Raw genomic sequence first — 25338 nt, 5'->3', positions numbered from 1 at the left:
TCCCACAGTCCTCAGTCTTCCGAAAACCTGCTGTTCAGGTCCGCCCGCGCATCGTCTGGGCCAGTTCGCTGGGCCTGAGGCTGGCGGCGAGAGCATCTTCCGCGTGGACCCTGCCGGCGGACACCAGATTGGCGAGATACTGGTTGGAGGTGATCATGCCGTCGAAACCGCTGCGGGCCATGATCGATTCGATCTCATCGAGATTGGCCCGCATGATGTAGTCCTTGCAGGCATCAGTGTTGATGAAGACGTCGTGGTACGACGCCCGTTTGCCATCCACCGTCTTGATCAGGCCCTGGGAGATCACCCCCAGCAGCGAATCGGCCACCGATCGCCGGATGATCTCCTGTTCGTCGGGGGGATACATACCCAGCATCCGCTCGACGGAGCGCACGGCCGAGTTGGTGTGCAGGGTGCCCAGCAGCAGGTGTCCGGTCTGGGACGCTTCGATCGCCGTGGTGAGGGTGTCCTGGTCGCGGATCTCCCCCACCAGGATCACGTCCGGATCCTCCCGGAGTGCGGCGCGGAGCGCCGTCTTGAAGTGGCGGGTGTGGCTGCCCAGTTCCCGCTGGCGGATCAGGGACTGGCGGCTCTGGTGCACGAATTCGACCGGATCCTCGATGGTGAGGATGTGGCGCTTCATCGTGCGGTTGATGTGGTCGATCACCGCGGCCAGGGTGGTGCTCTTGCCTGAGCCCGTCGGGCCGGTGACCAGAAGCATGCCCTTGGGACGCTGGGCCAGATCCTTGAGCACCGGCGGCAGGTTGAGCTCGTCGATGGTGGGAATGGCCTGGGGAATCAGCCGCAGGACCATCGCCGGACCCTGCAGGGATTCGAGCAGGTTGATCCGCACCCGCACGAAACCGAAGGCGTAGGAGCCGTCGTATTCCTTCTGCTGGAAGAAACGATCGATCTGGGCCGGCTCCAGGATCTCCCGCAGCCAGTCGCGGAAGGTGTTGCCATCGGTCATGCCCAGACCGGCCAGGATCATGTCGCCGCGGCTGCGGAACCGGGGCGCCTCACCGACGCCGAGGTGGATGTCGGAGAAATTCCGTTCGAAGGCCACCCGAACGATCTGCTCGAGCGTCGGCGGGGCTCCACCATCGTCCGACATCGGCGTGCCCTGGACGGAAAGGGCAGCCCCTGCCTGCAGGCTCACGGGGGGCGGTGGTGGTGGGGCCTGGGGCATGGAGGAACGCGGCTGGAGCGCGGGGCGGTCCCGCTGGTCGATGGCGTTGGTCGAATGAGGCGGGCGAATTCGCCGACACGAATGTGACGCTCCGGGGGGATCCTAGGGGCGGATTCGCATCTGTGGACCAAGGCGACGACCGGCGCCCCGCCTGGCGGGGGAGTGGTGAACCCAGGCTGCCTAGGATCGTCCAATCCGCGTCGGCCCGTGTCCCTACAGCCTCTGGTCAGCATCGTTCTGGGCACGCGCCCCGAGGCCATCAAGCTGGCTCCGGTGATCCTGGCCTTCCAGCGGTCGCAGGACTTCCGCACCCGCGTCGTCCTCACCGGACAGCATCGCGAGATGGTCACCCAGGTGATGCATCTGTTCGGCCTCACCGCCGACCATGACCTGGCCCTGATGGCCCCGAAGCAGACCCTCACCCACGTCACCTGCGCGGCCCTGCAGGGACTGAAGCAGGAGTTCGAGGAGCACCGCCCCGACCTCGTGCTCGTCCAGGGCGACACCACCACCGCCTTCGCCAGCGCCCTGGCCGCCTTCTACGAACAGATCCCCGTCGGCCACGTGGAGGCCGGCCTGCGCACCGACGACCTGCTCGACCCCTTCCCCGAGGAAGCCAACCGCCGCCTGATCTCCCAGCTGGCCCGCCTCCACTTCGCCCCCACGGCCCAGTCGGCGGCGAACCTGAGGGCCTCGGGGGTGGTGGGCGAGATCCTCACCACGGGCAACACGGTCATTGATGCCCTGCTGCTGATGGCCAGCACGGCCCCCGACTGGGACCTGCCCGGCCTCGACTGGCAGAACCAGCGGGTGCTGCTGGCCACCGTGCACCGCCGCGAGAACTGGGGCGAGCGCCTCCAGGACATCGGCCGTGGCTTCCTCGCCCTGCTCGAACGCTTCCCCGACACCGCCCTGCTGCTGCCGCTGCACCGCAATCCCACGGTGCGGGAGCCCCTGCAGGCCCTGCTGGGCTCCCACCCCCGCGCCTTCCTCATCGAGCCGCTCGACTACGACCGCCTGGTGGCGGCGATGCGCGGCTGCACGCTGCTGCTCACCGATTCGGGTGGCCTGCAGGAGGAGGCCCCGGCCCTGGGCAAGCCCGTGCTGGTGCTGCGCCGCACCACCGAGCGGCCGGAGGCGGTGGCGGCGGGCACGGCGAAGCTGATCGGCACCGACAGCGAGGCGATCCTGGCGGAGGGCAGCCGGCTCCTGGAGGACCCGGAGGCCTACGGGGCCATGGCCCACGCCCACAACCCCTTCGGCGACGGGGCGGCCAGTGGCCGGATCGTCGAGGCGGCGCGCCGCTACCTGGGCCTCGCCACCTAGGGGCGCTTCTTGGCCCAGGGGGGCAGGTCGATGAACACCCGGGTGCCGCTCTCCAGGCCCGAGAGGATCTGGGTGTCCTTGCCGCTGCTGGCCCCCAGCTCCACGGGCTGGAAGGTGGGTTCCTGGCCCTTGCCCACCAGCAGCACCCCCGGCCGGCCGTCCTCGGTGACGATGGCGACGGTGGGCACCACGGTCCTGGCCTGAAGGGTGCCGGTCTGGAAGTCGATGTCGGCGGTCATGCCGATGCGCAGTTCCGGGGCCGGATCGGTCAGCTGGAGCTTCACCTCGAAGGAGGTGACGTTGTTGGTCTTCACCGCCCTCGGGGCGATCTGGCGCACCCTGGCCTGGAAGCGACGGTCGGGGAAGGCATCGACGCGCACGCTGGCGGGCAGGCCCACCCGCAGCCGGCCGATGTCGCTTTCCGGCACCTTGGCGACCACCTCCAGCCCTTCGGAGAGCTCCACGATCGAGGAGCTGGTGGCGCCGGCGGTGGCCGAAGCGGTGGTGGTGGGGGTGACGAAGGCGCCCGGTTCGGCGTAGCGCTGGCTGATCACCCCGTCGAAGGGGGCCCGCACGATCAGCTCGTCCTTCTCCACCATGCGCTGGCGGAGCCGTTGCCGGGCAGCGGCGGTGGCCAGGCGCCGCACCTCCGCCTCGGAACGGAAACGATTCATGGTGTCGAGGCTGATCGCCCCCTGGCGGAACAGGGGTTCGTTGCGGCGCAGCTCGCTGTCGCTGCGGCGCTGCTCCGACTCCGCCGACTGAACGTTGGCCTGCAGTTCCATCAGCCGGTCGCGCAGGTCGCCGTCATCCATCAGGGCCAGGGGCTGGCCCCGGCGCACGCTGTCGCCCTCGTCGACCATCAGCTCCAGCAGCACCCCCTGCCGCTTGGGGCTGACATTCACCCGCTTGACGGCATCGAGCTCGCCGCTGGCGGTGATCACCCCGGGCAGGGAGCCCTCGCGGGCCACCACGGTGAAGGGGGCCAGGTCGCGGCCGGCCTGCAGGCGCTGCCGCTGCCAGAGACCGGCCGTGGCGAGCAGGGCCAGGCCCACCGCCAGGCCGATCCAGAGGCGGCGGCGGCGGCCGCGGCGCCGGCCCTTCACCGCGGGAGTGGCTGGCGGGGGCGCCTCCCGGGTCGGAGCGGGGGCCGGCGGCAGGGGGGTGATGGCGGGAATGGGCCGGCGGATCGCTTGGGATAGTTTCGCGCGCCCGCGCGGTGGTTGTGAACGGCGGGAGACCGAAGGACCCCGTCCGGGCGCCCCCTACATTTCCCCCATGCTCAAAGCCGGAATCGTCGGGCTGCCCAATGTGGGCAAGTCGACCCTCTTCAACGCCCTGGTGGCCAACGCCCAGGCCCAGGCGGCCAACTTCCCCTTCTGCACCATCGAGCCCAATGTGGGGGTGGTGGCGGTTCCCGACGAGCGCCTGCAGAAGCTCTCCGATCTCTCCAGTTCCAAGGAGATCGTGCCGACCCGCGTCGAATTCGTGGACATCGCCGGGCTGGTGCAGGGGGCGAGCCAGGGGGAGGGACTCGGCAACAAGTTCCTGGCCAACATCCGCGAAGTCGATGCCATCGTCCACGTGGTGCGCTGCTTCGAGGACGACGACGTGATCCACGTCTCCGGCAGCGTCGACCCGGTGCGGGACGCCGAGATCATCAACCTGGAACTGGGCCTGGCGGATCTGGCCCAGATCGAGAAGCGGCGCGAGCGGCTCAAGAAACAGATGCGCACCAGCAAGGAGGCCGCCGCGGAGGACGGCGCCCTGGCCCGGCTGCAGGCGGAACTGGAGCAGGGCGGCGCCGTGCGGCGGGTGACCCTGACCGAGGAGGAGCAGGCCCTGGTGCGCAACCTGGGCCTGCTGACCGGCAAGCCGATCATCTATGCCACCAACGTCAGCGAGGACGACCTGGCGGAGGGCAACGCCTGGGTGGCCGCCGTCGAGGCCCTGGCCGCCCGGGAGGGGGCCGAAGCGGTGCGCATCTCCGCCCAGGTGGAGGCCGAGCTGGTGGATCTGGCCGCCGAGGAGCGCTCCGACTACCTGGCCGGGCTGGGGGTGAGCGAGGGCGGTCTGCAGAGTCTGATCCGCGCCACCTATCGCCTGCTGGGTCTGCGCACCTACTTCACCACCGGCGAGAAGGAGACCCGGGCCTGGACGATCACCGCCGGCATGACCGCCCCCCAGGCGGCCGGTGTGATCCACACCGATTTCGAGCGCGGCTTCATCCGTGCCCAGACCATCGCCTACGCCCAGCTGCTGGAGGCCGGCACCCTGGCCGAGGCCCGCAACCGGGGCTGGCTGCGCAGCGAGGGCAAGGAGTATGTGGTGGCCGAGGGCGATGTGATGGAGTTCCTGTTCAACGTCTGACGACGCCCCGTGGCCACACCCGTCGGTTTCATCGGTCTCGGGGCCCTGGGCGCGCCGATGGCCGCCAACCTGCTGGCCCAGGGCTTCCCGCTCACGGTCCACAACCGCCACCGTGACCGCGAGCTGCCCCTGGCCGTCGCCGGGGCAACACGGGCGGCCACGCCGGCGGCGGCGGCCCGGGGCGCCGCGGTGCTCGCCCTCTGCCTGAGCGACGACGCGGCGGTGGCGGCGGTGCTGCTGGGTGAGGGGGGCGACGGTGACGGCGCTGCCGTGGCCGGTCTGGCGCCCGGGGCCCTGGTGGTCGATTTCTCCACCATCGCGCCGCAGACCTCCCGGGCCATGGCCGCCGCCCTGGCCGAGCGCGGTGTGGCCTATCTGGATGCGCCGGTGACCGGCGGCACCGAGGGGGCCAGAGCCGGCACCCTCTCGGTGCTGGTGGGGGGAGCGGCCGCCGACCTGGAGCGGGCCCGGCCGCTGCTGGAGGCCGTGGGCCGCACGATCACGGCGATCGGTCCGGTCGGGGCGGGCCAGGCGGCGAAGGCCGTCAACCAGGTGCTGGTCGCAGGCAGCTACGCGGCGGTGGCCGAGGCCCTGGCCCTGGGGCAGCGGCTTGGCCTGCCGATGGAGGAGGTGCGGCAGGCGCTGCTCGGCGGGGCCGCCGGCTCCTGGGCCCTGGAGCACCGCGGCGGCGCCATGCTGCGGGGCGAGTTCCCGCTCGGGTTCCGCCTGCGGCTGCATCGCAAGGATCTGGCGATCGCCCTGGAGGCCGCCGCCGCCGGGGGCCTGGGGCTGCCGGTGGCCGAGCTGGTGGCGGCGATGGAGGACGACCTGATCGCGGCGGGCCATGGCGACGAGGACGTGTCCGCCCTGGCCCGCTGGTTCAGCGCCGGCTCCCGGTGAGCAGCCCTGGCTCCCTACCTTGGTGCCGCTCCTGTGGTGGTGGCCGCCAGGCCGTTGGCTGAATGCTTGAAGCGCCCCCCGCTGAGCCCTCCGCTGCGCCCCCGGCCTCCGCGATCGAACTGCGGGGGCTCAGCAAGCGATTCCAGGAGGGGGAGAGCGAGCGGACGGTGCTGCAGGCCGTCGACCTGACCATCGCCCCCGGCCAGTTCGTGGTCCTCCTCGGTCAGAGCGGCAGCGGCAAGAGCACCCTGCTGCACCTGATCGGCGGCATCGACACCCCCTCCTCCGGCAGTGTGGCCATCGGCGGGGTGGACCTCACTGCCCTCGATGAGCGCAACCGCACCCTGTTCCGCCGCGACCACATCGGCTTCATCTTCCAGTTCTTCAATCTCATCCCCACCCTGTCGGTGCTGGAGAACGTCACCCTGCCGGGTGAACTGGCGGGCAGGCCCCGGCCGGCCCTGGAGTCGGCCGCCCGCGACCTGCTCGGCCGGGTGGGGCTGGCCGACCGCGCCTCCACCAGGCCCGACAAGCTCTCCGGCGGCCAGCAGCAGCGTGTGGCCATCGCCCGCGCCCTGCTGCACCAGCCCCTGCTGATCCTGGCCGACGAGCCCACCGGCAACCTCGACGAACACACCGGTGAGCAGGTGCTGCAGCTTCTGATCGATCTCACGCGCCAGCAGGGACGCACCCTGATCATGGCCACCCACAACGGGGCCATCGCCGATCGGGCCGACCGGGTGCTGCGGGTGCAGGACGGCCACCTGCTCGAAGCGTCCGCCTCTGCGGCGGCGGTGCCGGCATGAGCCAGGGGGATGCACCGCCCGTGGTCCGCAACGGGCCCCTGTGGCGCCTCGCGGCCAGGCGCTGGCGTCGCCGCCCGCTCCAGTACCTGCTCTGCATCCTGGGCATCGCCCTGGGGGTGGCGATGCTGGTGTCGATCGATCTGGCCAGCGGCTCGGCCCAGCGGGCCTTCTCCCTCTCCACCGACGCCATCACGGGCCGCACCAGCCATCGCCTTGTGGCGATCGGGCCGGGTGGCGTGCCGGACAGCACCTTCGTGGAGCTGCGCCGCCGCTTTCCGCAGATCCCCGCCGCGCCGGTGATCGAGGCCTACGGCCGGGCCGAGGAGCTGGACGGGGAACTGCTGCGGCTGGTGGGGGTCGATCTGTTCAGCGAAGGTCCGTTCCGCGGCCTGCTGGGCGGCGACGCCGATGGCCAAGGGGGCCGCGGGAAATCCGGTGGCAGGGGCTTCGTTCCCTTCCTCACCGAGCCCGGCACGGCGGTGATCGCCGCCGACACCGCTGCGCGCTACGGCCTCCACCCCGGCGCCGCCGACGCCTCCGGAACCCTGCATCTCGATCTGGCCGGGCGGACGTCGGCCCTGCGGTTGGTGGGCAGCGTCAGCAGTGATTCGGCCCTGGAGCGCCGCGGGCTGGAGACCCTGCTGCTGGTCGACATCGCCACCGCCCAGGACCTGCTCGCCCCCGCCGGCGCCGCTGCGGCCCCGGCGCTGGGCCACATCGATCTGATCCTGGAGGGCGCCGCCCAGGAGCAGGCCATCCGCACCTGGTTGCCCGCCGGGCTGAAGCTGGAGACGGCGGCGGCGCGCGGCAATGCCGTGCAGCAGATGACGGCCGCCTTCGAGCTCAACCTCACTGCCATGAGCCTGCTGGCCATGGTGGTGGGCATCTTTCTCATCTACAACACGGTCACCTTCAGCGTGGTGCAGCGCCGCAGCCTCTTCGGGGTGCTGCGCTGCCTGGGGGTGACCCGCGGCCAGCTGTTCACCCTGATCCTGGGGGAGGCGGCCCTGTTCAGCCTGGTGGGCTCCCTGCTGGGCCTGGTGCTGGGGGTGGTGCTGGGGCGCACCGTCGTCGGCCTGATCACCCAGACGATCAACGACTTCTACTTCGTGGTCTCGGTGCGGCAGATCAGCCTCTCGGGATTCACCCTGGCCAAGGGCATGCTCGTGGGGGTGGCTTCGGCCCTGGTGGCCTCGGCCCTGCCCGCCTGGGAGGCGATGGCCACCCCGCCCCAGATGACCCTGCAGCGCTCCAGCCTCGAGGCCGGCTGGCAGCGACTGCTGCCCTGGTTCCTGCCCGCGGCCGCCCTCACCGGCGGCCTGGGGGTGCTGCTGCTCCGCTGGGACAGCCGGGATCTGGTGCCCGCCTTCGCCGGCCTGTTCGCCCTGCTGATGGGGGCCGCCCTGCTGATGCCACCCGTGCTGGCCGCCGTCATGGCGGCCCTGGGCCGGGCCGGCGGCGGTTTCGGGGTGGTGGCCCGCCTCGCCCCCCGCGACATCCTGCGCTCCCTCAGCCGCACCGCGGTGGCCGTGGCGGCCCTGATGGTGGCGGTGTCGGTGATCGTGGGGCTCTCGATCATGATCGGCTCCTTCCGGGGGACGGTGGTCACCTGGCTCGACCAGACCCTCCAGGCCGATCTGTTCGTCTCTCCGCCCAGCACCACCGCCAACCGGGTGCTGGGCAAGGTGGATCCCGCCATCGTCCGGGCCGTCGCCGCGCGCCCTGACCTGCGGGCCCTGGTCACCTTCAACAGCTTCGACGTGCACCTGGTCGACCAGGACCGGGAGATCACCCTGATCGCCGCCGGTGGCGACGTTTCCGCCGGCCGGCGCCCCTACGCCTGGGTCCGCCCGGGCGTCGACGATCCCTTCGCCGCCCTGGCAGCCCGCGAGGGGGTGATCCTCTCCGAGGCCGTCTATCTGCGCGACGGCCAGGGCGCCATCCCGGAGCAGGTCAGGCTCGAAACCCCTGACGGCGAAAGGAGCTTCCCGGTGATCGCCGTCTTCTACGACTATTCCTCCGACCGCGGCAGCGTGCTGATGGACCGCTCCCAGGTGGCGGAGCTCTGGCATGACGACAACATCGCCTCCCTGGGGCTGTTCCTGGCCCCGGGCGTGGAGCCCGAGGCGGTGGCCGCCGAGCTGCGGGAGGGCTTCCGCAGCCGCCAGAGCCTGCTGGTGCAGACCAACGGCGCCCTGCGCCAGGGATCGCTGGAGATCTTCGATCGCACCTTCGCCATCACCGGCGCCCTGCAGCTGCTCACGGTGCTGGTGGCCTTCATCGGCATCTTCAGCACCCTGATGAGCCTGCAGCTGGAGCGGGGCCGGGAGTTCGCCGTGCTGCGGGCCGGCGGCATAACGCCCCTCCAGCTGGGGCGCCTCACCCTGCTGGAGACAGGCCTGATGGGTCTGCTGGCCGGCACCTGCTCGATGCCCCTGGGCTACGGGCTGGCCTGGGTCCTGGTGCATGTGATCAACGTGCGCTCCTTCGGCTGGACCCTGCAGATCGCCCTGGAGCCCCGCTTCTTCGTCCAGTCCCTGCTGGTCGCGGTGGGGGCGGCGGTGCTGGCGGGCCTCTACCCGGCCCTGCGCCTTGGCCGCATGAACATCAGCGAGGCGCTGCGGCAGGAATGAACCACCCCCATCCCCTGCGCGCCCTGCTGGCCCTGGTGGCCGTGCTGCTGCTGAACCTGGCCGGTGCGGCCCCGGCCGGGGCCAGCAGCGGCATCCGCTGGGGGGAGGCGCCGGAGCCCGAGGGATTCGTGCGGGCCTTCAGCCCGCGTCAATGGCAGTTCCCCGCCGACTTCGGCCCCCATCCCGAGTACCGGACCGAGTGGTGGTACTACACGGGCAACCTGGAGGGCGACGACGGACGTCCCTTCGGCTACCAGCTGACGATCTTCCGCCAGGCCCTGGCCCCAGCCGCTCCCGAAGCCGCCGCCGCGGAGGCGGCGATCGCCGGCTCCCCCTGGCGCACCCCGCAGGTCTTCTCCGCCCACTTCACCGTCAGCGACATCGCCGCCGGTTCCTTCCTCGAGGAGGAACGCTTCGCCCGCGGCGCCCTCGGGCTGGCCGGGGCCGAGGCCGATCCCTATGCGGTCTGGCTCAACGACTGGCGCATCAGCGCCGAAGGGCCCGACCGGGTGCGGCTGCAGGCCGCCACCGACGCCATGGCCATCGACCTGAGCCTCACCCAGAGCCGGCCCCCGGTGCTCCAGGGCCAGGACGGCCTCAGCCGCAAGGGGCCCGAAGCGGGCAACGCCTCGCACTACTACTCCCAGGTGCAGCAGCCCACCGAGGGCACGGTCACGGTGGCGGGCCACACCTACGCCGTCCGCGGGGTCAGCTGGAAGGACCATGAGTTCTCCACCAGCGTCCTCAGCCCGGGCACCGTTGGCTGGGACTGGTTCTCCGCCCAGTTCGAGGACGGCTCCGCCCTGATGCTCTATGGCCTGCGCCGGGAGGACGGTGGCAAGGAGCCCTTCAGCGGCGGCCGCTGGATCGCCGGCGACGAGACGGTGGAGCTCGGCGCCGACGACTACACCCTCACGGTGAAGCGCACCTGGCGCAGCCCCCATAGCGGTGCCACCTACCCCGCCGCCTGGACGCTCACGATTCCGCGGCTGGACCTGGAGCTGGCGATCACCCCGCAGATGGCCGATCAGGAGCTGACCACGGCCTCGGCCACCTACTGGGAGGGGGCGCTGCGCTACGAGGGCCACCGGGGCGAGCGGCCGCTGCGGGGCCGCGGCTACGGCGAGCTCACCGGTTACGTCGACCGCCTCGATGGCCTGCGGGGTGGGTGATCGGCGAGGATGGCCCCAGCAGGAGCGAAGGGCCATGGCAGCAGCGGACCATCCCGGGATCCCGTCCCCCCCTTCGGAGGAGGCCGGCGACGCCGCCGCGGCTGCCGCCGAGCATCCCCACAATTTCGACGTCCAGAAGGAGATCCACCGCCGCATCCGCAACGACCCGGATTACGACGACTGGGAGTACGGCACCGAGCCCCTGCCCCACGAGGCCTGGGTGGAGCGGCAGTCCGCCGCCTCAGGGGAGCGCCCGGCGGGGGCCTAGGCCACGCACCAGCGGCAGTCCCCCCAGGCAGGCCAGGGCCATCAGCAGCCAGAGTCCGGCGCCATGCCCTTGGCCGTCCAGCAGTCGGCCGGCCAGCAGAGGCGCGGCGAAGCCGCTGATGGCGAAGCACTGGGACAGCAGCGCCAGGGCCAGGCCCTGGTGCTCGATCGGGCTGCGTTCCACCACCGCCTCGGTGGCGGTGGGCAGGAAGCAGGCGATCCCGAGGGCCAGGGGCAGCTGGGCGAGCAGCAGCAGGGCCAGACCCCGTTCGCTGTAGGCGGAGGCCGCCAGCAGCAGGTTGCCGGCCGCGAAGCTGACCAGGCTCAGGGTCAGGCCCGTCCTCACGGGCCGGCGGGCGAGGGCCTGACCCACGGGCCACTGGAGCAGCAGCAGCAGAGCCAGCTGCAGGCCGATGGTGAGGGCACCCAGGCTCACCGGCAGGGCCCGGCGCAGCAGGCTGCCCCGCACCAGCTCCAGGGGCAGGGCGCTCTGCATCAGGGCCGGCATCGCCGTGGCCAGCACGGCGACGGCCAGCAGCGGCGCCAGGCCGGGCAGCCAGGGGCCCCAGGGGCTGGGGTGGGCCAGCCGCTCCCTGGGCCTGGGATCCGGCAGCCCCTGGCGCGACAGCACCAGCAGCAGCGCCAGCATGCAGCCGATGTCTACGGCGTAGATGCCCCGCAGCCATCCCCGCCAGGCGAGCACCGCCCCCACCAGGGCGCCGATGGCGATGCCAAGGGCATCGGCGCTGCGCATCAGGGCGAAGGCCCGGCCCGAACCCACCGGGGCGCCCGAACCCACCGAAGCGCAGCTGAGCGGCACCGCCAGCTCGACTGCGGGCCAGTAGAAGCCCACGGCCATGCCGAGCAGCACCTGCCCCTGCAGGTAGCCGCCGAAGGAGCCGGCCGCCATCAGCCGGGCGTCGCCGGCGACGGCCAACAGGGCCGTCAGCAGCACCGGAACCGCGCAGTTCAGGCCCCGATCCAGCAGGACACCACTGAGGATCCGGCCGAAGGTCCCCGCCACCGCGGCCAGGGCCAGCCCTTCGGTGACTCGGGCCGCACTGAATTGCGCCTGGTGGAACACCATCGGCGTCAGATAGAGAACGCCGCCCGCCCCGAGCATGGCGATCACGCGGATCAGGGCGAGATGGCGCAGGGCTGCTGGAAACTGGGTGAACCAGGACCGCGCCCTGGCCCTCCCCTGTGCCTGTTCCACTCCGCTTTCGCCAGTTCAAGGGTCTGCTGGCCAGTCTGCTGATCGCCGGGACGCCCCTCGTGCCGCCGGTGGCTGCGGCGGAGGTGCTGGAGCTCCGCTTTGACGGGCTGGAGCTGCCGGTGAACCTCGAGCAGCTCGACGGCTGGACCCGCAGCCCGGCCGGCCGGAGCAGTGGCGGCGGGGATCTGGCGGTCTGGCTGGATCTGCTCGACCCCCGCAGCCGCCAGGACCTCAGGATCCTGCTGCGCGCCCCCCTGCTGCGGGACACCAGCTTCGGCCAGCAGCTGCTCGACAGCTGGGCCGGCAGCCAGATGCTGGCCCGCCTGGGGGACCTGCTGACCACGGCCGACGGCCGCAGCACCACGGCGGTGCTGCAGACGACCCTGCGCCGGCTGCTGGAGTCCCGTCAGGACGTCTCCACCATCGGCCTGCTGCGGGCCCTGCCGGTGCAGCGGCTGAGCCTCCAGCTCGACGGGCTCTACGAGCTGGCCGTTCAGTGGCGCCAGCAGATCGACCTGCAGCGCCAGGCCCTGCGGCGCCTCCAGGCCCTGGCCCTGCCGGAGCGCCGCACCGTTCCCCTGGCCTTCGCCGATCGCACCCCCCTGAGCCCCCGGCGGCTGGGGCTGGCCGTGGACCACCGCCAGCAGCCCCTGCCCCTGGAGATCTGGCCGGCGGTGGCGCCGGCCCCTGGCCGGGGGAACGGGGCCCCGCAGCGGCCGTGGCTGCTGCTGATGCCCGGCCTGGGGGGGAATGCCGACCAGTTCGGCTGGCTGGCCAGCGAGCTGGCCGAGCGGGGCTGGCCGGTGGTGGTGGTGCAGCACCCCGGCAGTGACGGCCCTGCCCTCAAGGCCGCCCTCGACGGCCAGCGGCCCCCACCGGGTGCCGAGACCCTGGCCATCCGGCTGGCCGACATCGAGGCGGTGCTGGCGGCCCAGCGCCGGGGCGAGCTGCCGGTGCGGGGCCGGGGGGTGGTGCTCCTCGGCCACTCGATGGGGGCCCTCTCCGCCCTGCTGGCGGCGGGGGTGATGCCGGAAGCAGGGCTGGCCGGGCGCTGCCGCAAGGCCCTCGACCGCCTGCCGATCGCCAACCCCTCCCGGCTGCTGCAGTGCCAGCTGCCCAGCACCGACCTGCCGGAGCGCTCCTCCCCCCCCGCCGACCTGCGGGGACTGGTGCTGCTCAACAGCTTCGGCAGCCTGCTCTGGCCGCGGCGGGGGCTGGCGTCCCTGGGGGTGCCGGTGCTGATGGTCGGCGGCAGCCTCGACCTGGTGACGCCGCCGCTGGAGGAGCAGCTGCGCCTGTTTCTGCAGGGGCGGGATCCCCGCAGCCGGCTGGTGATGGTGGAGGGGGGCAGCCATTTCTCCCCCGTGCGGCTGATGCCCACCGATGAGGTGCTCTTCCGCCTGGACGAGGAGCTGGTGGGGGTGGACCCGGCCCGGGTGCAGTCGGCGCTGCTGCGCCTCACCACCGAATACCTCCAGACCCTGGAGCAGCCCCTGCTGCTGCCGGCCCAGCGGCGGGTGCAGCAGGGCGTGACCCTCGACGTGCTCGACGCCGCCGCCGCCCGGCGCTGGAAGGCCGGTCTGAAGCCCTGACTCAGAAGCGGATGCGCGGATCGAGCAGGGCCACCAGCAGGTCCACAAGAACGGTCACCAGCACCACCAGGGCCGCCACCACCACCACGATCCCCTGCACCACGGGATAGTCGCGCTGGGCGATCGCCTCCTGCAGCCGGAAGGCGATGCCCGGCCAGGAGAAGGTGACCTCGATCAGCAGGGCGCCGCCGATCAGGGAGGCCACCGTGATGCCGGTGATCGTCAGCACGGGCAGCAGGGCGTTGGGCAGGGCGTGGTGCAGCACGACCCGCCGCTCGCTCAGGCCCCGGCTGCGTGCCGCCTCCACGTAGTCGGAGCCGAGGGCACGGCGCAGGTTGAGCCGCAGCGCATTGGTGAAGATGCCGCTGAGCAGCAGGCCCAGGGTGGCCGCCGGCAGCACCAGGTGGCGCAGGCTGCCGGCCAGCTGGCCCCAGTCGCCGGCCCGGAGGCTGTCGAGCAGGTAGAAGCCCGTGCCTTCCGGGGGCATCAGGGTGGCGGGGAAGCGCCCCCCCACCGGCAGCCAGCCCAGCCAGACGGAAAACACCAGCTGGACCACCATGGCGGCCCAGAAGGGGGGCAGGGCGTAGGTGCTGATGCCGTAAAGCCGGCCGGCCAGATCGATGCGTCCCTCGGGGCGGGCGATGCCGCTGAAGCCCACCGCCAGCCCCACCACGGCCGCCAGCAGCAGGGCCACCACGCCGAGTTCGAGGCTGGCGGGCAGGCTGGCCTGGATGATGCCGGTCACCGGTTCGCCGTTGGTGAGCGAGGTGCCGAGGTCGCCCCGCAGCAGATGGCCGAGGAACCGGCCGTACTGCTCGGCCAGGGGCAGATCCAGACCCAGCTGGGCCCGCAGGGCGGCGCGGGCCGCCTCCGGGGCGCGGGTGCCCAGCAGGGCGTCGATCGGATCCCCGGGGGCCACCCGCAGCAGCAGGAACACCAGCGAGGCGATCAGCCAGAGCATCACCGGAGCCAGGGCCAGACGGGAGGCCAGGTAACGCGCCAGGTCGGAACGGCGGCTCATGGCACCCTCGCCGCGGCGGCGGCGGGGAGACGGTGCAGCTCGCCCAGCATCACCCGGCCCGATCCGTCGAACCGGGGCCGGCTGACACTGCGTTGGCCCCAGGCCACCGGGGCGCTCAGCCACACCGGCACATAGGGACTGGCGGCGGCGACCCGGCGCTGGATGGCCACCAGCAGGGCGATCCGCTCGGGGCCGTCCAGCTGGCTGCTGCGCTGCAGCTCATCCTCCAGCCCCGGGGCGGTCCAGAAAGTGCCTCCCAGCACGCTGTTGCCCTTCAGGCAGCGCTCCCCCTCGGCCTTGCTGCAGGAGAGCAGCGGCATCAGGAAGTTCTCCGCATCGGGGTAATCGCCGATCCAGTCGTAGAAGAGCATCGTCAGGGCGCCTTTGTCGAGCTGGGAGTAGGCGGTAGTCGACTCCATGCCGCTCACCTCCAGCTTCACGCAGTCGCCCAGGTCCCTTCGCAGCTGGGCCTGCCAGGTGAGCGCGAACAGCCGGTCGGTGGGGATGTCGGACCGGTAGGTGAAGGGCAGGGTCAGCACCTTGCCGCCGCAGTACCCGGCCTGGCGGTAGAGGGCGCGGGCCCCGGCGGGGTCGTAGGCCGGCCAGGCGGTGGGATCGGAGCCCGGCAGGCCGGGGGGGACCAGCTGCCGCTGGGGGGAGCGCAGGCCCAGGGTCACCCGCCGCACGATGGTGGCCCGATCGAGGCTGCGGGCCACGGCCTGGCGCAGGGCAAGCCGGTTCAGCGGCGGCTGGTCGGTCAGCAGCGAAACCAGGCTGATCTCCTGGGAGGGGCCGACGGCCTGCCGCAGGCGGCCGGCCGCCGCGTCCCGCTTCAGGGCCTGCTGATGGTCGATCTCCAGCCCGCTGCTGAGCAGCAGGTCCACCTCGCCGCTGCGCAGGGCTCCGAACAGGGCGGTGGAGTTGCTCAGGGTGACCAGGTCGATGCCGCCGTTGGCCGGCCGCCGGCCCCAGTAGCGGGACCAGGGCACCAGTCGCTGCTGCTGGCCGCCGAAGAAGGCCAGGGCGTAGGGGCCCGTGCCCACGAAGCGGTCGTTCAGGGGCTTGTCCCGGTGCTGCCGGTAGGCGGTGGGGGAGACCGGGGTCAGGAAGATGGCGCTGAGCAGCCGCGGCAGGGGACTGAAGGGGCGCTTCAGCACCAGCTCGATCTCGTGGGGAGCGGTGACCCGCACACTCTCGACCCGCTCGCTCAGCTGGTAACCGAGGGTGCCGATCGCCATGAAGCGCCGCAGGGAGAAGGCCATGGCGGCGGCATCGAAGCGGGTGCCGTCGTGGAACAGCACCCCCCGGCGCAGGGGGATGCGGGCCCGCAGCCCGTCGGGGCTCAGCACCGGCAGGGCCGTGGCCAGCCGCGGCTCGATGCGGCCGCTGGCGTCGATGGCATAGAGGGGGTCCCCCAGGCCGCTGAGCACCTGCATCACCCCGATCCGGGAGGCCTGGACAGGATCGAGGGAATCGATGCGGCTCTTGGTCGCCACCACCAGGGACCGGCGCGATCCCGATGGCTGGCAGCCCGCCAGCAGCGGCAGGGCCAGCAGCAGGGTGGCGAGGGCGGTGGCCGTCGCGGCCGGCCCGCGGCGTGTTCTCCCCCTGGTCGTCGGCAAGACCTTGCGATCCGGTGGGGCCCATTCAAGCGGCCTGTCCAGCGCGTCCCCGACGGCGGAGCTCAGGGGGTCCGTCGCTTGCTCCTGGGGCGCCGCCCGCGCAGGATCTCCAGCTGTCGGATCAGCTGCTGGAGCAGGGTGAGGGAGGCGCGAGGGCGCTGGGCGCCGGCGGCGAAGGCCGCGGCGAAGCCCACCGAGGCGATGGTCACCCTCGCCACCCCCTGGCCGAGGGCCCAGACGTCGGTGGGGGCGGGCCCGCTGATCCGGCCGGAGGCGCGGGTCTCCGTCTTCTGGAGCTCCTCAAGCAGGCTGCGCTTCAGCTCGTTGAGGGGCAGGCTGAGGGCCGCCGGGGGGAGCTGGGGCCGGGGGGCCTGGAGCCGGGAGAAGCGGGCCTGCAGGTCCTCCGGGCTGGTGGCGGCCTCGATGGCCTGGCGTATCCGGGTCACCCGTTCGTCGAGCACCGTGCGCTGCATCGCCTGGGCGCCCTTCGCCTGGGAGAGGACGCGCCAGGTGGCGAAGCCCTGCAGGGGCACCAGCAGCAGGAAGGCGAACACCACGACGATGGCCCACTGGCGGGCGATGGTCAGCTTCGCCCGCAGGAAGCCATTGCTGGGCTCGATGAACAGCCCCAGGTGGAGCAGCAGGAACCCCAGCAGGGCCAGCAGCGCGGTGTTGACCATGCGGTTGGTGAACCGCAGCTGCCAGGAGGGACTGAGGAGCTGGAGGGGCAGGGAGTCGACCAGGACGAAGGCCAGGAACACCAGCAGCAGGCCGCCACCGCTCCAGGCGAACAGGCGGCTGAAGCCGGCGAGCGTCTCCTCGCGGCTGGGGGCGTGGTCAGGCATCCGTGGTCCGGGCTGGACAGGGTGGTGAGAACTGGCCAGCGGCCCAGACCTTAGGGGGCCCCACCGGCGCCGTCAGGGGCCCGGAGGCCGCCGATGGGGACCCCCACCCGGCCGACTTAAGCGGATGCCAGGCAAGCCTGAAGATTGGCTGATAAGCTGGTGAAACATTCCTGGCTGTTCATGGTGCGCTTCCTTGGGTTCGGTGCCCTCGGACTGCGGCGTTTCCGCCCTTCCGTCCACCTCTACCCTCCCCTCGTTCTGCTGAGCTGTCTGATCGCCAGCACCGCGGCCCCGGCGGGGGGCATCCATGGGCACGACGGGCTGACCGAGCTGCAGGAGCTGCGCGAGCTTCTGGTTCCAGGCTTCGGGCGGGACCCCGAGATCCTCATCGGCGTCGGTGGCATCACCCTGGGCAACCCCGTGACGGGCACGGTCGTGCCGCCTTTCCAGGTCAGCGCCCTCTCCGGACCGGATTCCATCATCGACGGCTTCGTCGTGCCGTCGGGCTACTTCCTGGCCCGCTCCGGACCCGTTCCAGGCCGCAGCGGCTTCCGGCTGACCAACCCCCTCGCCTTCCGTTGGACCGGCACGGCGTCCACTCCCCCGCTGCAGCTCACCTGGCAGGCCGGCACGCTCTTCGACAACGTCTTAGACGGTGCCACCGGCGCCTTCGTTCCTTTCCAGATCGTCCCCGGCGGCTCGACGGGCGAGGCCCCCTCCACCGAGCCCAGGCTGGCCCTGGCGGCCGAGCTCGCCGAGGAGACCCCCGGCCAGGGTGAGGGGGACGACGTGTTCAAGACGGCCCTGCTTCTGCCACCGCCTGGAGCCCCCTCCGGCGAGCAGCCCGGCAACGGCCCCACCGACCAGCCCGGTGAAGGCGGCGACGGTCCCGGTGACCAGGGTCCGGCCGCTGAGGGCCCTGATCCGGCCTCGGTGCCGGGTCCCCTGCCCGTGGCCGGCGTGGCCATCGCCTGGCGTTGCAGCCGTCGGCTGCGGCAGCGCCTGCGCCAGGCGCGCTGAGCTGCCGGTGCCGGCTCAGGGCCGGTTCAGAGCGTCCGCAGGCAGGCGGCCACCGCCTCAACGCCCTCCAGGGCCTCGATCGCCCCGAGGGCCTCGCGAAAGCGGTCCTCTCTCACCTCGTGGGTGATTACGACGATCTCCGCCTCCCCCTCCCTGGCGTCGAGCTGCACGATCGACTGGATCGACACCTGGGCGGCACCGAAGCAGGTGCCGATGCGTCCGATCACGCCGGCCTCGTCGCGGGTGCGCAGCCGGACGTAGTTGCGATGGCGGCTCATGGAGCCGTCCACCAGGCTGCAGTGGCGCCAGCTGCTGGCGGCCAGCAGGGGATCGAGGCCGGCCTGGGGGCCGCCCACCTGGCGGATCCCGGCGATGTTGAGGATGTCGGCCACCACCGCCGAGGCGGTGGGCCCGGCCCCGGCGCCGGGCCCGAAGAACATCACCTGGCCCACCGGATCCCCTTCCACCAGGATCGCGTTGTTGACCCCGTGGACCCCCGCCAGGGGATGGTGCTTGGGCAGCAGGGTGGGGTGCACTCGCACGTCGAGCGCCACGCCACCGGGCGGCTCGGCGCCGTGGCCGTCGCCAGCGGCGGCGGAATCCTCCTCCACCTTTTCGGCCACCGCCAGCAGCTTCACCACGAAGCCCAGCTGGGCCGCATAGGCCACGTCGCGGGCGTCGAGCCGGTCGATGCCTTCGGTGGCGATGCCGCCGCGTTCCACCGGGCCGCCGTAGGCCAGTCCGGCCAGGATGGCGATCTTGTCGGCCGCGTCACCCCCCTCCACATCGGCGGCGGGGTCGGCTTCGGCGTAGCCGAGCCGCTGGGCGTCGGCCAGCACCTCGGCGTAGGCCGCCCCCTCGTCGGCCATGCGGCTGAGGATGTAGTTGGTGGTGCCGTTGATGATGCCGCTGACCCGGCGGATGCGGTTGCCGCCGAGGGACTGCTTGATCGGCTCGATGATCGGGATGCCACCGCCCACGGCGGCCTCGATCAGCACGTAGACGCCCTTGGCGGCGGCGGCGGCGGCGATTTCCTGGCCGTAGCGGGCGATCACGGCCTTGTTGGCCGTGACCACCGGCTTGCCGGCGGCGATGGCCCGCAGGATCAGGCTGCGGGCGGGCTCCAGCCCCCCCATCACCTCCACGACGATGTCCACGGCAGGATCGTCGATCACCGCCTCGGGGTCGGTGGTGAGACGCTCCGGGGGCAGGGTCAGGGGGCGGGGGCGGCTGAGGTCACGCACGGCCACCCGTTCCAGCACCAGTTCACCGACCAGGGGATGGCGCCCCTGGGGACTGGCCAGGATCGCCGCCACCCCGCTCCCCACCGTGCCCAGCCCGAGCAAGCCGATGCCGATGGCCATGGGCTGCAACCCCACAAACCACCATCCTAGAAATCAACCGGCATCCAGCCGGCTGGCCTGGGCCTGCATGGTGCGCAGGATGTTGAGGAAACCGTTGGCCCGCGAGGGCGTCAGGCTCGCCTGCAGGCCCGTCGCGGCGATGAACGAGGGATCGAGGGCGGTGGCCTCGGCCGGGGTCAGGCCCTCCAGCCCCTCGATCAGCAGGGCCAGCAGCCCCTTGGTGATCTGGGCATCGGAATCGCCGCGCCAGTGCAGCCGACCCTCCTGGAGGTTGCCCACCACGTAGACCTGCGACACACACCCCTTCACCTTGAAGGCGTCCTGGCGCAGCTCATCGGGAAAGGGCTCCAGCTTCTTGGCCAGCCACAGCACGTACTCGTAGCGGCGACGGGGGTCGCTGGTGCTCCCCAGCCGTTCCACGATCCGGTCGAGAGCGGGACTGCCGGTGGCCATGGACGACACGGAGGGAATCAGGACGGGCGGCGCGTCCGCAGCATCCCGGCCAGACCGGCCACGGCGAGCACGCCGAGGGGGGGCAGATAGGCCCATCCCTCCAACCGAGGGTAGGAATGGGAGCGGCTCACCCGTGCGGGGGCCGCGGAGGTGGCCTCCGGTTCCGGCAGCTCGAGGTAATCGCGATGACCCGGGCCCGCATCCACCTGCACCTCCCACTGGCGGCTGGCCTGGGGCGGCAGGGTGAAGACGATGCTGCCGTCGGCGCCGGTGCGTCCCAGCTCGATCGGGGTGCCGCCATCGGGGGGGACGATCCGGACCGCGGCATCACTGGCCGGCTGGCCGCCGGAGAACTGGCTCTCCAGGCGCAGGGTCTCGGGGCCGGGGGTCGCCGCGGAGCGGTGCAGGGACTCGTTGAGGCTGGTGAGCCGCTCCAGGCTGCTCTCGATGGCGTGGGCGCGGACCTGCGTGGGGGCGACCACCAGAGCGGCAAGGCCGACCAGCCCGGTGAACAGAAGGGGCTTCATCCGTGAATCAGGAGGCTTTCCAGCGACTATCGCTGCTTTTCCCCGCCTGCACCATCCTGGCGACCGAACTGACCATCATCGAGAGGGCGTCGCTGGAGGCGCCACGGCCCTGGATCTCGGAGGTCATCACCCGCTCGGCGGCCGTCAGGGGACGGTTCTGGAGCGACGAGGGGATCGAATCCAAGGACGGCACGGATGCACTGCCCCGATCCTGGCAAACGATCGGGACCTTGTCCCGGCCGCAGCTCCATCGTTAAGAGCTTGCAACCTTCCGCTGACCCGCCGGTGTCAGATGGCAGTCGCGCTCATCGATCCAGCCATCAAAGGGGATGTCCCAGGGATCCCGGGGAAGGTCCGTGGTGACGCAGGCGGCGGGCAGCACCGCCAGGGCGGGCACCGCCGCCCAGCGGGGATCGGCCCGCAGCCGGTCGTACCAGCCGCCCCCGGAGCCCAGCCGCAGGCCCCCGGGGTCCATGGCCAGGGCGGGCACCAGCAGCAGGGCCATGGCGGCGGGGTCCAGGTCCTCCCGCGGCTTCGGGCCGGCCGCCCCCACGGTCGGCGCCGGAATGCCGCAGGCATCGGCGGCCAGGGGATCGCCCGGCGCCCAGGGCCGGTACACCAGCTCAGGGCCGGCCACCGCCGGCAGGGCCAGCCGGCCGGCCCAGGCCGGGGCCAGGGGGCGCAGGTCGGGTTCGCTGCCGAGGGGCCAGTAGAGGCCGAGGCGGCCCGGCCGCCGCGCCAGCAGGACCTCCAGGTGCCGCCGGGCCGTTGCCAGGATTCCCGGGGCAGCGGCCGCCAGGCACTGGCGCCGCCGGCGGCGGAACAGGCGCCGCAGCTCCTCCTTGGAGGTCCCTTCGCCGGCGGGCGGAATCACCGCTGAAACCAGCCGGTCAGCGCCACCGCCAGGGCGTCGGCGGCGTCGTCGGGGCGGGGGGGGTGCTCCAGATCCAGCTCCCGCATCACCGCCGCCAGCACCTCGTCCTTCTCGGCATGGCCCGAACCCGCCAGCGCCAGCTTGATCTGCATCGGCGGGAACTCCACCACCGGAATGGCGAAGCGGGCCAGGGTCATCATCACCACCCCCCGGGCCTGCACCACCGCGATCGTGGTGCTGGAGCGGTAGAAGAAGAACTTCTCCACCGCCGCCAGCTGGGGCCGCCAGCGGCGCACGATCACCCGAAGATCGCGGGCGATCTCCACCATCCGATCCCCGTCGCTGCGGCCGGGTTCGGTGCGGATCATGCCGCAGTCGAGCAGGCGCTGGTGGCCGCCGCCCGCGGCGGAGCGGCCTTCCACATCGATCACCCCGTAGCCGACGCGCGCCAGCCCGGGATCGATGCCCAGAATCCTCACCCCGCCAGGGCCAGCTGGAAGGCGGAGGGGTCGCCGGCGGGGCGATCGAACACCTTGCAGAACGTCTTCACCACCCGCTCGCCGGAGTCGATCTGTTCGAGGGGGTCCTTGCGCAGCCGGTGGCGCAGGCAGCAGGCCACCACGCGGGCCACGTCGTCGTCGCTCACCTCGAGGTGGCCCTCGAAGGCCGCCAGGGCCCGGGCGGCCCGGTTGGTGACGATGTCGCCCCGCAGGCCGTCCACGTCCAGATCGCCGCAGACCGCCGAAATGCGGATGCGCAGGTCGTCGTCGATGGACACCTGGGGCAGCCGCTCCTGGGCCTCCACCACCCGGGCCTGCAGGGCCTCCTGGGTGCTCTGCAGCCGGTCACTGAAGCTGTCGGGGTCGGCATCGAAGCTGGTGCGCTGATCCACCACCTGAACCCGCAGCTCCGGATCCCGCACGGTGCGCACCTCCACGCTCATGCCGAAGCGATCCAGCAGCTGGGGCCGCAGTTCGCCCTCCTCCGGGTTGCCGGAGCCGATCAGCACGAAGCGGGCCGGGTGCCGCACCGAGACGCCCTCCCGTTCCACCGTGTTCCAGCCCGAGGCGGCCGAATCCAGCAGCACGTCCACCAGGTGGTCGTCGAGCAGGTTCACCTCGTCGACGTAGAGCAGGCCGCGGTTGGCCTTGGCCAGCAGCCCCGGCTCGAAGGCGCGCACGCCCTCGCTGAGGGCCTTCTCGATGTCGATCGTGCCGCAGAGGCGGTCTTCGGTGGCCCCCAGGGGCAGGTCGACCATCGGCACCTGGCGGGGCTCCACGGGCAGCTGTTCGCCCCGCTCGGCCCGCTGGCGCACCTCGCTGCTCTGCAGGTCGGGGTCGCTCGGGGAGCTGTTGTAGGGGTCCCCCGCCACCACGTCGATCGCCGGCAGCAGGTCGGCGAGGGCGCGGATGGTGGTGGATTTGCCCGTGCCCCGGTCGCCCATGATCATCACCCCGCCGATGCGGGGATCGATCACGTTGAGCAGCAGCGCCAGCTTCATCTCCTCCTGACCCACGATGGCGGTGAAGGGGAAGACCCTGCGCTTCCTGGTTGGCGTCACGGACGGCTTGCGGGCGGAGCCCCGGATTGTTTCACAGCCGCCCCTGGGGTCGCCCCCGGGCCTGCCCCCGGGGCCGCTGGCGTCACCACCGGAATCAGCGACAGCACCTGGGGCGGGGTGGCGTCGGCCGGGTAGATCAGCCGCACCCGCAGCTGCCGTTCCTGGCCGGGGCGCAGACTGACCGTGCCCAGGGGCGGGCCCTCCTGGCCGGCCCGCAGCACCAGGTGGAAGCGGCGCCGACCCCCCGGGCCGCCGGCGTCGTTGTCGAGGCCGCTGACCTCCACGGTGCCCCGGAACATCACCGCCCGCGCCGGGGTGGTGTTGAAGCGCAGGCCGCCCAGGGGCTGGTCGGTCTTGATCGGCGATTCCAAGGCCACCGCGAGCTGCACCGGCCGCGGGGTGTCGTTGCGCAGCGGCAGGGTGAGGTCGTAGGTGACGCCGTAGTTGCCATGGGCCGCCCAGGCGGTGCCGGGGTAGAAGGCGCGCAGGGGGGCGGTCTGCACCTGGCCGGTGCCCAGGGTGCCCCGCTCCAGCGAGGCGATCGGCCAGGAGATCGGGGCCCGGCTCACCGAGAGGGTCGGGCGGCCCGGATCGGTGATTCGCCCCACCCAGGCGCTGCCGTCCTGGACCCCGCTGACGCGGGAATAGATCATCGGTCCCTTGGCCCCCCGGGGGCTGGGACTGTGCTCCTTCGGGCTGAGTCCGCCCTGCAGCAGGCGCTGCCAGACGGCCGGATCCGGCGGGCGATCCACGGGCCCGAAGGCGGCCAGGGTGGCCACATCCACCGGACCGTCACTGTTGAGGCGCAGCTGCAGGTTGAGGCCGTTGAGCAGGGGGTCGAGGCCGCGCACCGGCAGGGGCAGCACCATCAGGGTGCTCAGCTGCCCTGGCGGCAGGGTCCAGCCCTCCGGCACCAGGGGGCTGCGCTGCCGGGCGAGCAGCTCGGTCGCCACCCGGCTGCCGGGGCCGGCCCAGATCGGGGTGGTGCCCTGCTCCATGAGCGCCGGCAGGGGCAGGAAGGGGGCCGAGGGCTGGTCGGGGGTCACCGACTGGGACAGGGCGGTGGATCCCGCCACGGTCCGCAGCTTCACCGGGACCTTGCCCCGCGGGGCCGCCACCACCGCCACCCAGAGGGTGGAGTCGAGGCTTTCGGGGGTGCCGGCATAGATGTGATGGCTGAACAGCTCGAAGGGGCCGCTGACGGCGGCGTTGAGGTGCGCCGCCGGCACGCCCAGGGGCCGGCCGTCGTACCCCCGCTGGCCATCGAAGGTGGACAGCAGGATGCCGGGCCCCTTGATCACCTCGGGGTTGTTGTCGTTCACCATCGGCACGCCATCCAGCCGGCCCGGCAGGGGCGCCACCGTGCCCGGGCGCAGCACCGGTGGTGTCGGGGCTGCCTGCGGCGCTGGGGAGGGTTGCGGCTGGGCGAGCAGGGGACCGCCCAGGGCGGCCAGCCCCAGAACGGGCAGCACCAGGGCGCGGATGGGAGCGTTCATCAGCGTTTGACGAGGGTTTTGGTGACGGCCCCGGCCATCGCCCGGATCAGCTCGGCGGAGCGGGGATCGTTGAAGGGACCCTTCACCATCAGGGCCAGGACGGCCCGCTGGCCGTTGGGCAGCTGGATCAGGGCGGCGTCGGAGTAGGCGATGCCGATGTCGCCGGTTTTGTTGTAGACGGTGATGCCCTCGGGCAGCAGCTCGCTGTCGGGATCGGAGGAGTCCTTGCCCATCCCCATCAGCAGGCCGAGGGGGATCAGGGTGTTGGTGCGGGAGGTGGCCATGATCTCCCTGAACAGGTCACGGGCCCGGGGGGTGAGCTTGTCGCCGGTGTCCACCAGGGCGATGGAGCGGGCGAGATCGCGGGAGCTGGTGGTGTTGGTGCCGTCGAGGTCCGGCAGCCAGTTGTTCACCACCGTGGCCGTCAGGCCGAGGCTGCGGAAGCGGGTGTTGAGATTGGTTTTGCCGCCCAGACGGCGGATCAGCAGGTTGGTGGCGGTGTTGTCGCTCACCCGGATCATCTCCGTGGCGGCCTCGAAGAAGGGGAAGCGGGTGCCCAGGGGCTTGTTGGCCATCCAGCCGGCACCGCCCCCCACCACCTCCTTGGTGAGCGGCATGGGCTCGTTCCAGCGCAGCTTGCCGCCATCGAGATCCTCCAGGCTGGCCAGCAGGATCGGCACCTTGATGGAACTGGCCGCCGACAGGGGCAGGTCCGGCTGCAGCTGGGCGAAGCGGCCGTCGTCGAGCACCAGCAGGAAGGCGCTGGCGGTCAGCCCCTTCTGGGCCGCCGCCAGCCGGGCCCACTGCTGGCTGAGGCCGACCAGTTCCTGGCGCGGTTCGAACCGCCCCAGGGCCATGGGGCCGGTGCCGGGTTTCTTCACGACCGGTGCGGACGGCGCAGGGGTGCCGATCGCCCCCTGGACCAGGCGCGGCGCCATCAGCTTGAGGGCGGTGCCCACGATCACCCCCAGACCCACGCCCAGCACGATCAGCCGCAGCACCAGCCCCACCGGGCGAAGCCAGGGGTTGCTGCTGCGGGGACGGGATGGACGGCCAGCGCTCACGGATGCAGGACGTTGGGGCG

At 72.2% G+C, this 25338-nt stretch carries 24 protein-coding genes; 9 read left to right on the top strand and 15 right to left on the bottom strand.

Annotation, left to right across the window (positions count from 1 at the left end; all coding sequences use genetic code 11):
• Positions 1-34: 34 nt before the first annotated feature.
• Positions 35-1066 carry a type IV pilus twitching motility protein PilT gene (locus H6G99_RS06350; protein ID WP_502707672.1) on the bottom strand — a complete coding sequence of 344 codons (1032 nt, stop codon included), beginning with the start codon at positions 1064-1066 and terminating at the stop codon, positions 35-37.
• A gap of 330 nt (positions 1067-1396) precedes the next feature.
• Between H6G99_RS06350 and wecB the strand changes: the two genes are divergently transcribed.
• Positions 1397-2515, top strand: a complete 1119-nt coding sequence (wecB, locus tag H6G99_RS06345; protein ID WP_190610591.1) for a non-hydrolyzing UDP-N-acetylglucosamine 2-epimerase — start codon at positions 1397-1399, stop codon at positions 2513-2515.
• Here the strand turns inward: wecB and H6G99_RS06340 are convergent.
• The gene (locus H6G99_RS06340) at positions 2512-3621 is read right to left on the bottom strand and encodes an efflux RND transporter periplasmic adaptor subunit (protein WP_233133850.1); all 1110 of its coding nucleotides are present in this window, start codon (positions 3619-3621) and stop codon (positions 2512-2514) included. The genes wecB and H6G99_RS06340 overlap by 4 nt on opposite strands.
• A gap of 172 nt (positions 3622-3793) precedes the next feature.
• Between H6G99_RS06340 and ychF the strand changes: the two genes are divergently transcribed.
• The 6 genes from ychF to H6G99_RS06310 all read left to right on the top strand — a co-directional run bounded on the left by ychF (position 3794) and on the right by H6G99_RS06310 (position 10664).
• Positions 3794-4885 carry a redox-regulated ATPase YchF gene (gene ychF, locus H6G99_RS06335; protein ID WP_094584850.1) on the top strand — a complete coding sequence of 364 codons (1092 nt, stop codon included), beginning with the start codon at positions 3794-3796 and terminating at the stop codon, positions 4883-4885.
• 9 nt (positions 4886-4894) lie between these two features.
• The gene (locus H6G99_RS06330) at positions 4895-5785 is read left to right on the top strand and encodes an NAD(P)-dependent oxidoreductase (protein ID WP_190610589.1); all 891 of its coding nucleotides are present in this window, start codon (positions 4895-4897) and stop codon (positions 5783-5785) included.
• Between the two features lie 62 nt (positions 5786-5847).
• Complete coding sequence (locus H6G99_RS06325) at positions 5848-6591, top strand: ABC transporter ATP-binding protein (RefSeq protein ID WP_190610588.1); 744 nt, start codon at positions 5848-5850, stop codon at positions 6589-6591.
• Positions 6588-9224, top strand: a complete 2637-nt coding sequence (locus H6G99_RS06320) for an ABC transporter permease (protein ID WP_190610586.1) — start codon at positions 6588-6590, stop codon at positions 9222-9224. The genes H6G99_RS06325 and H6G99_RS06320 overlap by 4 nt, the downstream gene beginning before the upstream one ends.
• Positions 9221-10396, top strand: coding sequence for a lipocalin-like domain-containing protein (locus H6G99_RS06315; RefSeq protein ID WP_190610585.1), 1176 nt, complete (start codon positions 9221-9223; stop codon positions 10394-10396). The genes H6G99_RS06320 and H6G99_RS06315 overlap by 4 nt, the downstream gene beginning before the upstream one ends.
• A gap of 34 nt (positions 10397-10430) precedes the next feature.
• The gene (locus H6G99_RS06310) at positions 10431-10664 is read left to right on the top strand and encodes a hypothetical protein (protein WP_094584845.1); all 234 of its coding nucleotides are present in this window, start codon (positions 10431-10433) and stop codon (positions 10662-10664) included.
• On the opposite strand, the gene H6G99_RS06305 is transcribed toward H6G99_RS06310, so the two are convergent.
• The gene (locus H6G99_RS06305) at positions 10638-11786 is read right to left on the bottom strand and encodes an MFS transporter (RefSeq protein WP_190610819.1); all 1149 of its coding nucleotides are present in this window, start codon (positions 11784-11786) and stop codon (positions 10638-10640) included. The two genes, H6G99_RS06310 and H6G99_RS06305, sit on opposite strands and share 27 nt — an antisense overlap.
• Before the next feature lie 80 nt (positions 11787-11866).
• Here H6G99_RS06305 and H6G99_RS06300 point away from each other — a divergent pair, with 80 nt between their 5' ends.
• Entirely contained in the window at positions 11867-13471 is a 1605-nt protein-coding gene (locus tag H6G99_RS06300; protein ID WP_190610583.1) for an alpha/beta hydrolase, read from the top strand.
• A 1-nt stretch (position 13472) separates the two neighbouring features.
• Here the strand turns inward: H6G99_RS06300 and H6G99_RS06295 are convergent, their stop codons facing one another.
• From H6G99_RS06295 to H6G99_RS06285, 3 genes are all read right to left on the bottom strand, one after another.
• Positions 13473-14492 (bottom strand): ABC transporter permease, encoded by a 1020-nt coding sequence (locus H6G99_RS06295; protein WP_190610582.1) that lies wholly within the window; start codon positions 14490-14492, stop codon positions 13473-13475.
• Complete coding sequence (locus tag H6G99_RS06290) at positions 14489-16114, bottom strand: ABC transporter substrate-binding protein (protein ID WP_190610581.1); 1626 nt, start codon at positions 16112-16114, stop codon at positions 14489-14491. Before H6G99_RS06290 ends, H6G99_RS06295 begins: the two co-directional genes overlap by 4 nt.
• A gap of 62 nt (positions 16115-16176) precedes the next feature.
• Entirely contained in the window at positions 16177-16959 is a 783-nt protein-coding gene (locus H6G99_RS06285; RefSeq protein ID WP_190610579.1) for a hypothetical protein, read from the bottom strand.
• Between the two features lie 159 nt (positions 16960-17118).
• Here H6G99_RS06285 and H6G99_RS06280 point away from each other — a divergent pair, with 159 nt between their 5' ends.
• On the top strand, positions 17119-17979 hold the full coding sequence (locus tag H6G99_RS06280) for a hypothetical protein (RefSeq protein WP_190610578.1): 861 nt from the start codon (positions 17119-17121) through the stop codon (positions 17977-17979).
• Between the two features lie 26 nt (positions 17980-18005).
• On the opposite strand, the gene H6G99_RS06275 is transcribed toward H6G99_RS06280, so the two are convergent.
• The 9 genes from H6G99_RS06275 to H6G99_RS06235 form a co-directional block, all read right to left on the bottom strand.
• Positions 18006-19343, bottom strand: coding sequence for a homoserine dehydrogenase (locus tag H6G99_RS06275; RefSeq protein ID WP_190610577.1), 1338 nt, complete (start codon positions 19341-19343; stop codon positions 18006-18008).
• Between the two features lie 33 nt (positions 19344-19376).
• On the bottom strand, positions 19377-19796 hold the full coding sequence (locus H6G99_RS06270; protein ID WP_094584838.1) for a SufE family protein: 420 nt from the start codon (positions 19794-19796) through the stop codon (positions 19377-19379).
• Positions 19797-19813: 17 nt separating this feature from the next.
• Positions 19814-20323: a hypothetical protein gene (locus H6G99_RS06265; protein WP_094584837.1), complete on the bottom strand. Its 510-nt coding sequence runs from the start codon at positions 20321-20323 to the stop codon at positions 19814-19816.
• 7 nt (positions 20324-20330) lie between these two features.
• Positions 20331-20507: a hypothetical protein gene (locus tag H6G99_RS06260; RefSeq protein ID WP_158219504.1), complete on the bottom strand. Its 177-nt coding sequence runs from the start codon at positions 20505-20507 to the stop codon at positions 20331-20333.
• Between the two features lie 69 nt (positions 20508-20576).
• Complete coding sequence (locus tag H6G99_RS06255) at positions 20577-21197, bottom strand: 5-formyltetrahydrofolate cyclo-ligase (RefSeq protein WP_353617188.1); 621 nt, start codon at positions 21195-21197, stop codon at positions 20577-20579.
• Positions 21194-21676 (bottom strand): crossover junction endodeoxyribonuclease RuvC, encoded by a 483-nt coding sequence (gene ruvC / locus H6G99_RS06250; protein ID WP_094584836.1) that lies wholly within the window; start codon positions 21674-21676, stop codon positions 21194-21196. Before ruvC ends, H6G99_RS06255 begins: the two co-directional genes overlap by 4 nt.
• The gene (gene bchI, locus H6G99_RS06245) at positions 21673-22758 is read right to left on the bottom strand and encodes a magnesium chelatase ATPase subunit I (RefSeq protein ID WP_094584835.1); all 1086 of its coding nucleotides are present in this window, start codon (positions 22756-22758) and stop codon (positions 21673-21675) included. The genes ruvC and bchI overlap by 4 nt, the downstream gene beginning before the upstream one ends.
• Entirely contained in the window at positions 22755-24254 is a 1500-nt protein-coding gene (locus tag H6G99_RS06240; RefSeq protein WP_190610575.1) for a DUF3370 domain-containing protein, read from the bottom strand. Before H6G99_RS06240 ends, bchI begins: the two co-directional genes overlap by 4 nt.
• Positions 24254-25318, bottom strand: a complete 1065-nt coding sequence (locus H6G99_RS06235) for a serine hydrolase (protein ID WP_233133846.1) — start codon at positions 25316-25318, stop codon at positions 24254-24256. The genes H6G99_RS06240 and H6G99_RS06235 overlap by 1 nt, the downstream gene beginning before the upstream one ends.
• Between the last annotated feature and the right edge of the window lie 20 nt (positions 25319-25338).

Origin of the sequence: Synechococcus sp. FACHB-909 (genome assembly GCF_014698945.1) — a bacterium.
Lineage (GTDB): Bacteria > Cyanobacteriota > Cyanobacteriia > PCC-6307 > Cyanobiaceae > Cyanobium.
This window is presented reverse-complemented; position numbering and strand designations above follow the sequence as displayed.

Excerpts from the sequence above, each read along its gene's own strand:
- H6G99_RS06270 (WP_094584838.1), bottom strand. The coding sequence starts at position 19,796 with ATGGCCACCGGCAGTCCCGCTCTCGACCGGATCGTGGAACGGCTGGGG.
- H6G99_RS06295 (WP_190610582.1), bottom strand. The coding sequence starts at position 14,492 with ATGAGCCGCCGTTCCGACCTGGCGCGTTACCTGGCCTCCCGTCTGGCC.
- H6G99_RS06275 (WP_190610577.1), bottom strand. The coding sequence starts at position 19,343 with ATGGCCATCGGCATCGGCTTGCTCGGGCTGGGCACGGTGGGGAGCGGG.
- H6G99_RS06265 (WP_094584837.1), bottom strand. The coding sequence starts at position 20,323 with ATGAAGCCCCTTCTGTTCACCGGGCTGGTCGGCCTTGCCGCTCTGGTG.
- H6G99_RS06325 (WP_190610588.1), top strand. The coding sequence starts at position 5,848 with ATGCTTGAAGCGCCCCCCGCTGAGCCCTCCGCTGCGCCCCCGGCCTCC.
- H6G99_RS06315 (WP_190610585.1), top strand. The coding sequence starts at position 9,221 with ATGAACCACCCCCATCCCCTGCGCGCCCTGCTGGCCCTGGTGGCCGTG.
- H6G99_RS06285 (WP_190610579.1), bottom strand. The coding sequence starts at position 16,959 with ATGCCTGACCACGCCCCCAGCCGCGAGGAGACGCTCGCCGGCTTCAGC.
- H6G99_RS06240 (WP_190610575.1), bottom strand. The coding sequence starts at position 24,254 with ATGAACGCTCCCATCCGCGCCCTGGTGCTGCCCGTTCTGGGGCTGGCC.
- H6G99_RS06310 (WP_094584845.1), top strand. The coding sequence starts at position 10,431 with ATGGCAGCAGCGGACCATCCCGGGATCCCGTCCCCCCCTTCGGAGGAG.
- H6G99_RS06320 (WP_190610586.1), top strand. The coding sequence starts at position 6,588 with ATGAGCCAGGGGGATGCACCGCCCGTGGTCCGCAACGGGCCCCTGTGG.
- ychF (WP_094584850.1), top strand. The coding sequence starts at position 3,794 with ATGCTCAAAGCCGGAATCGTCGGGCTGCCCAATGTGGGCAAGTCGACC.
- H6G99_RS06305 (WP_190610819.1), bottom strand. The coding sequence starts at position 11,786 with ATGCTCGGGGCGGGCGGCGTTCTCTATCTGACGCCGATGGTGTTCCAC.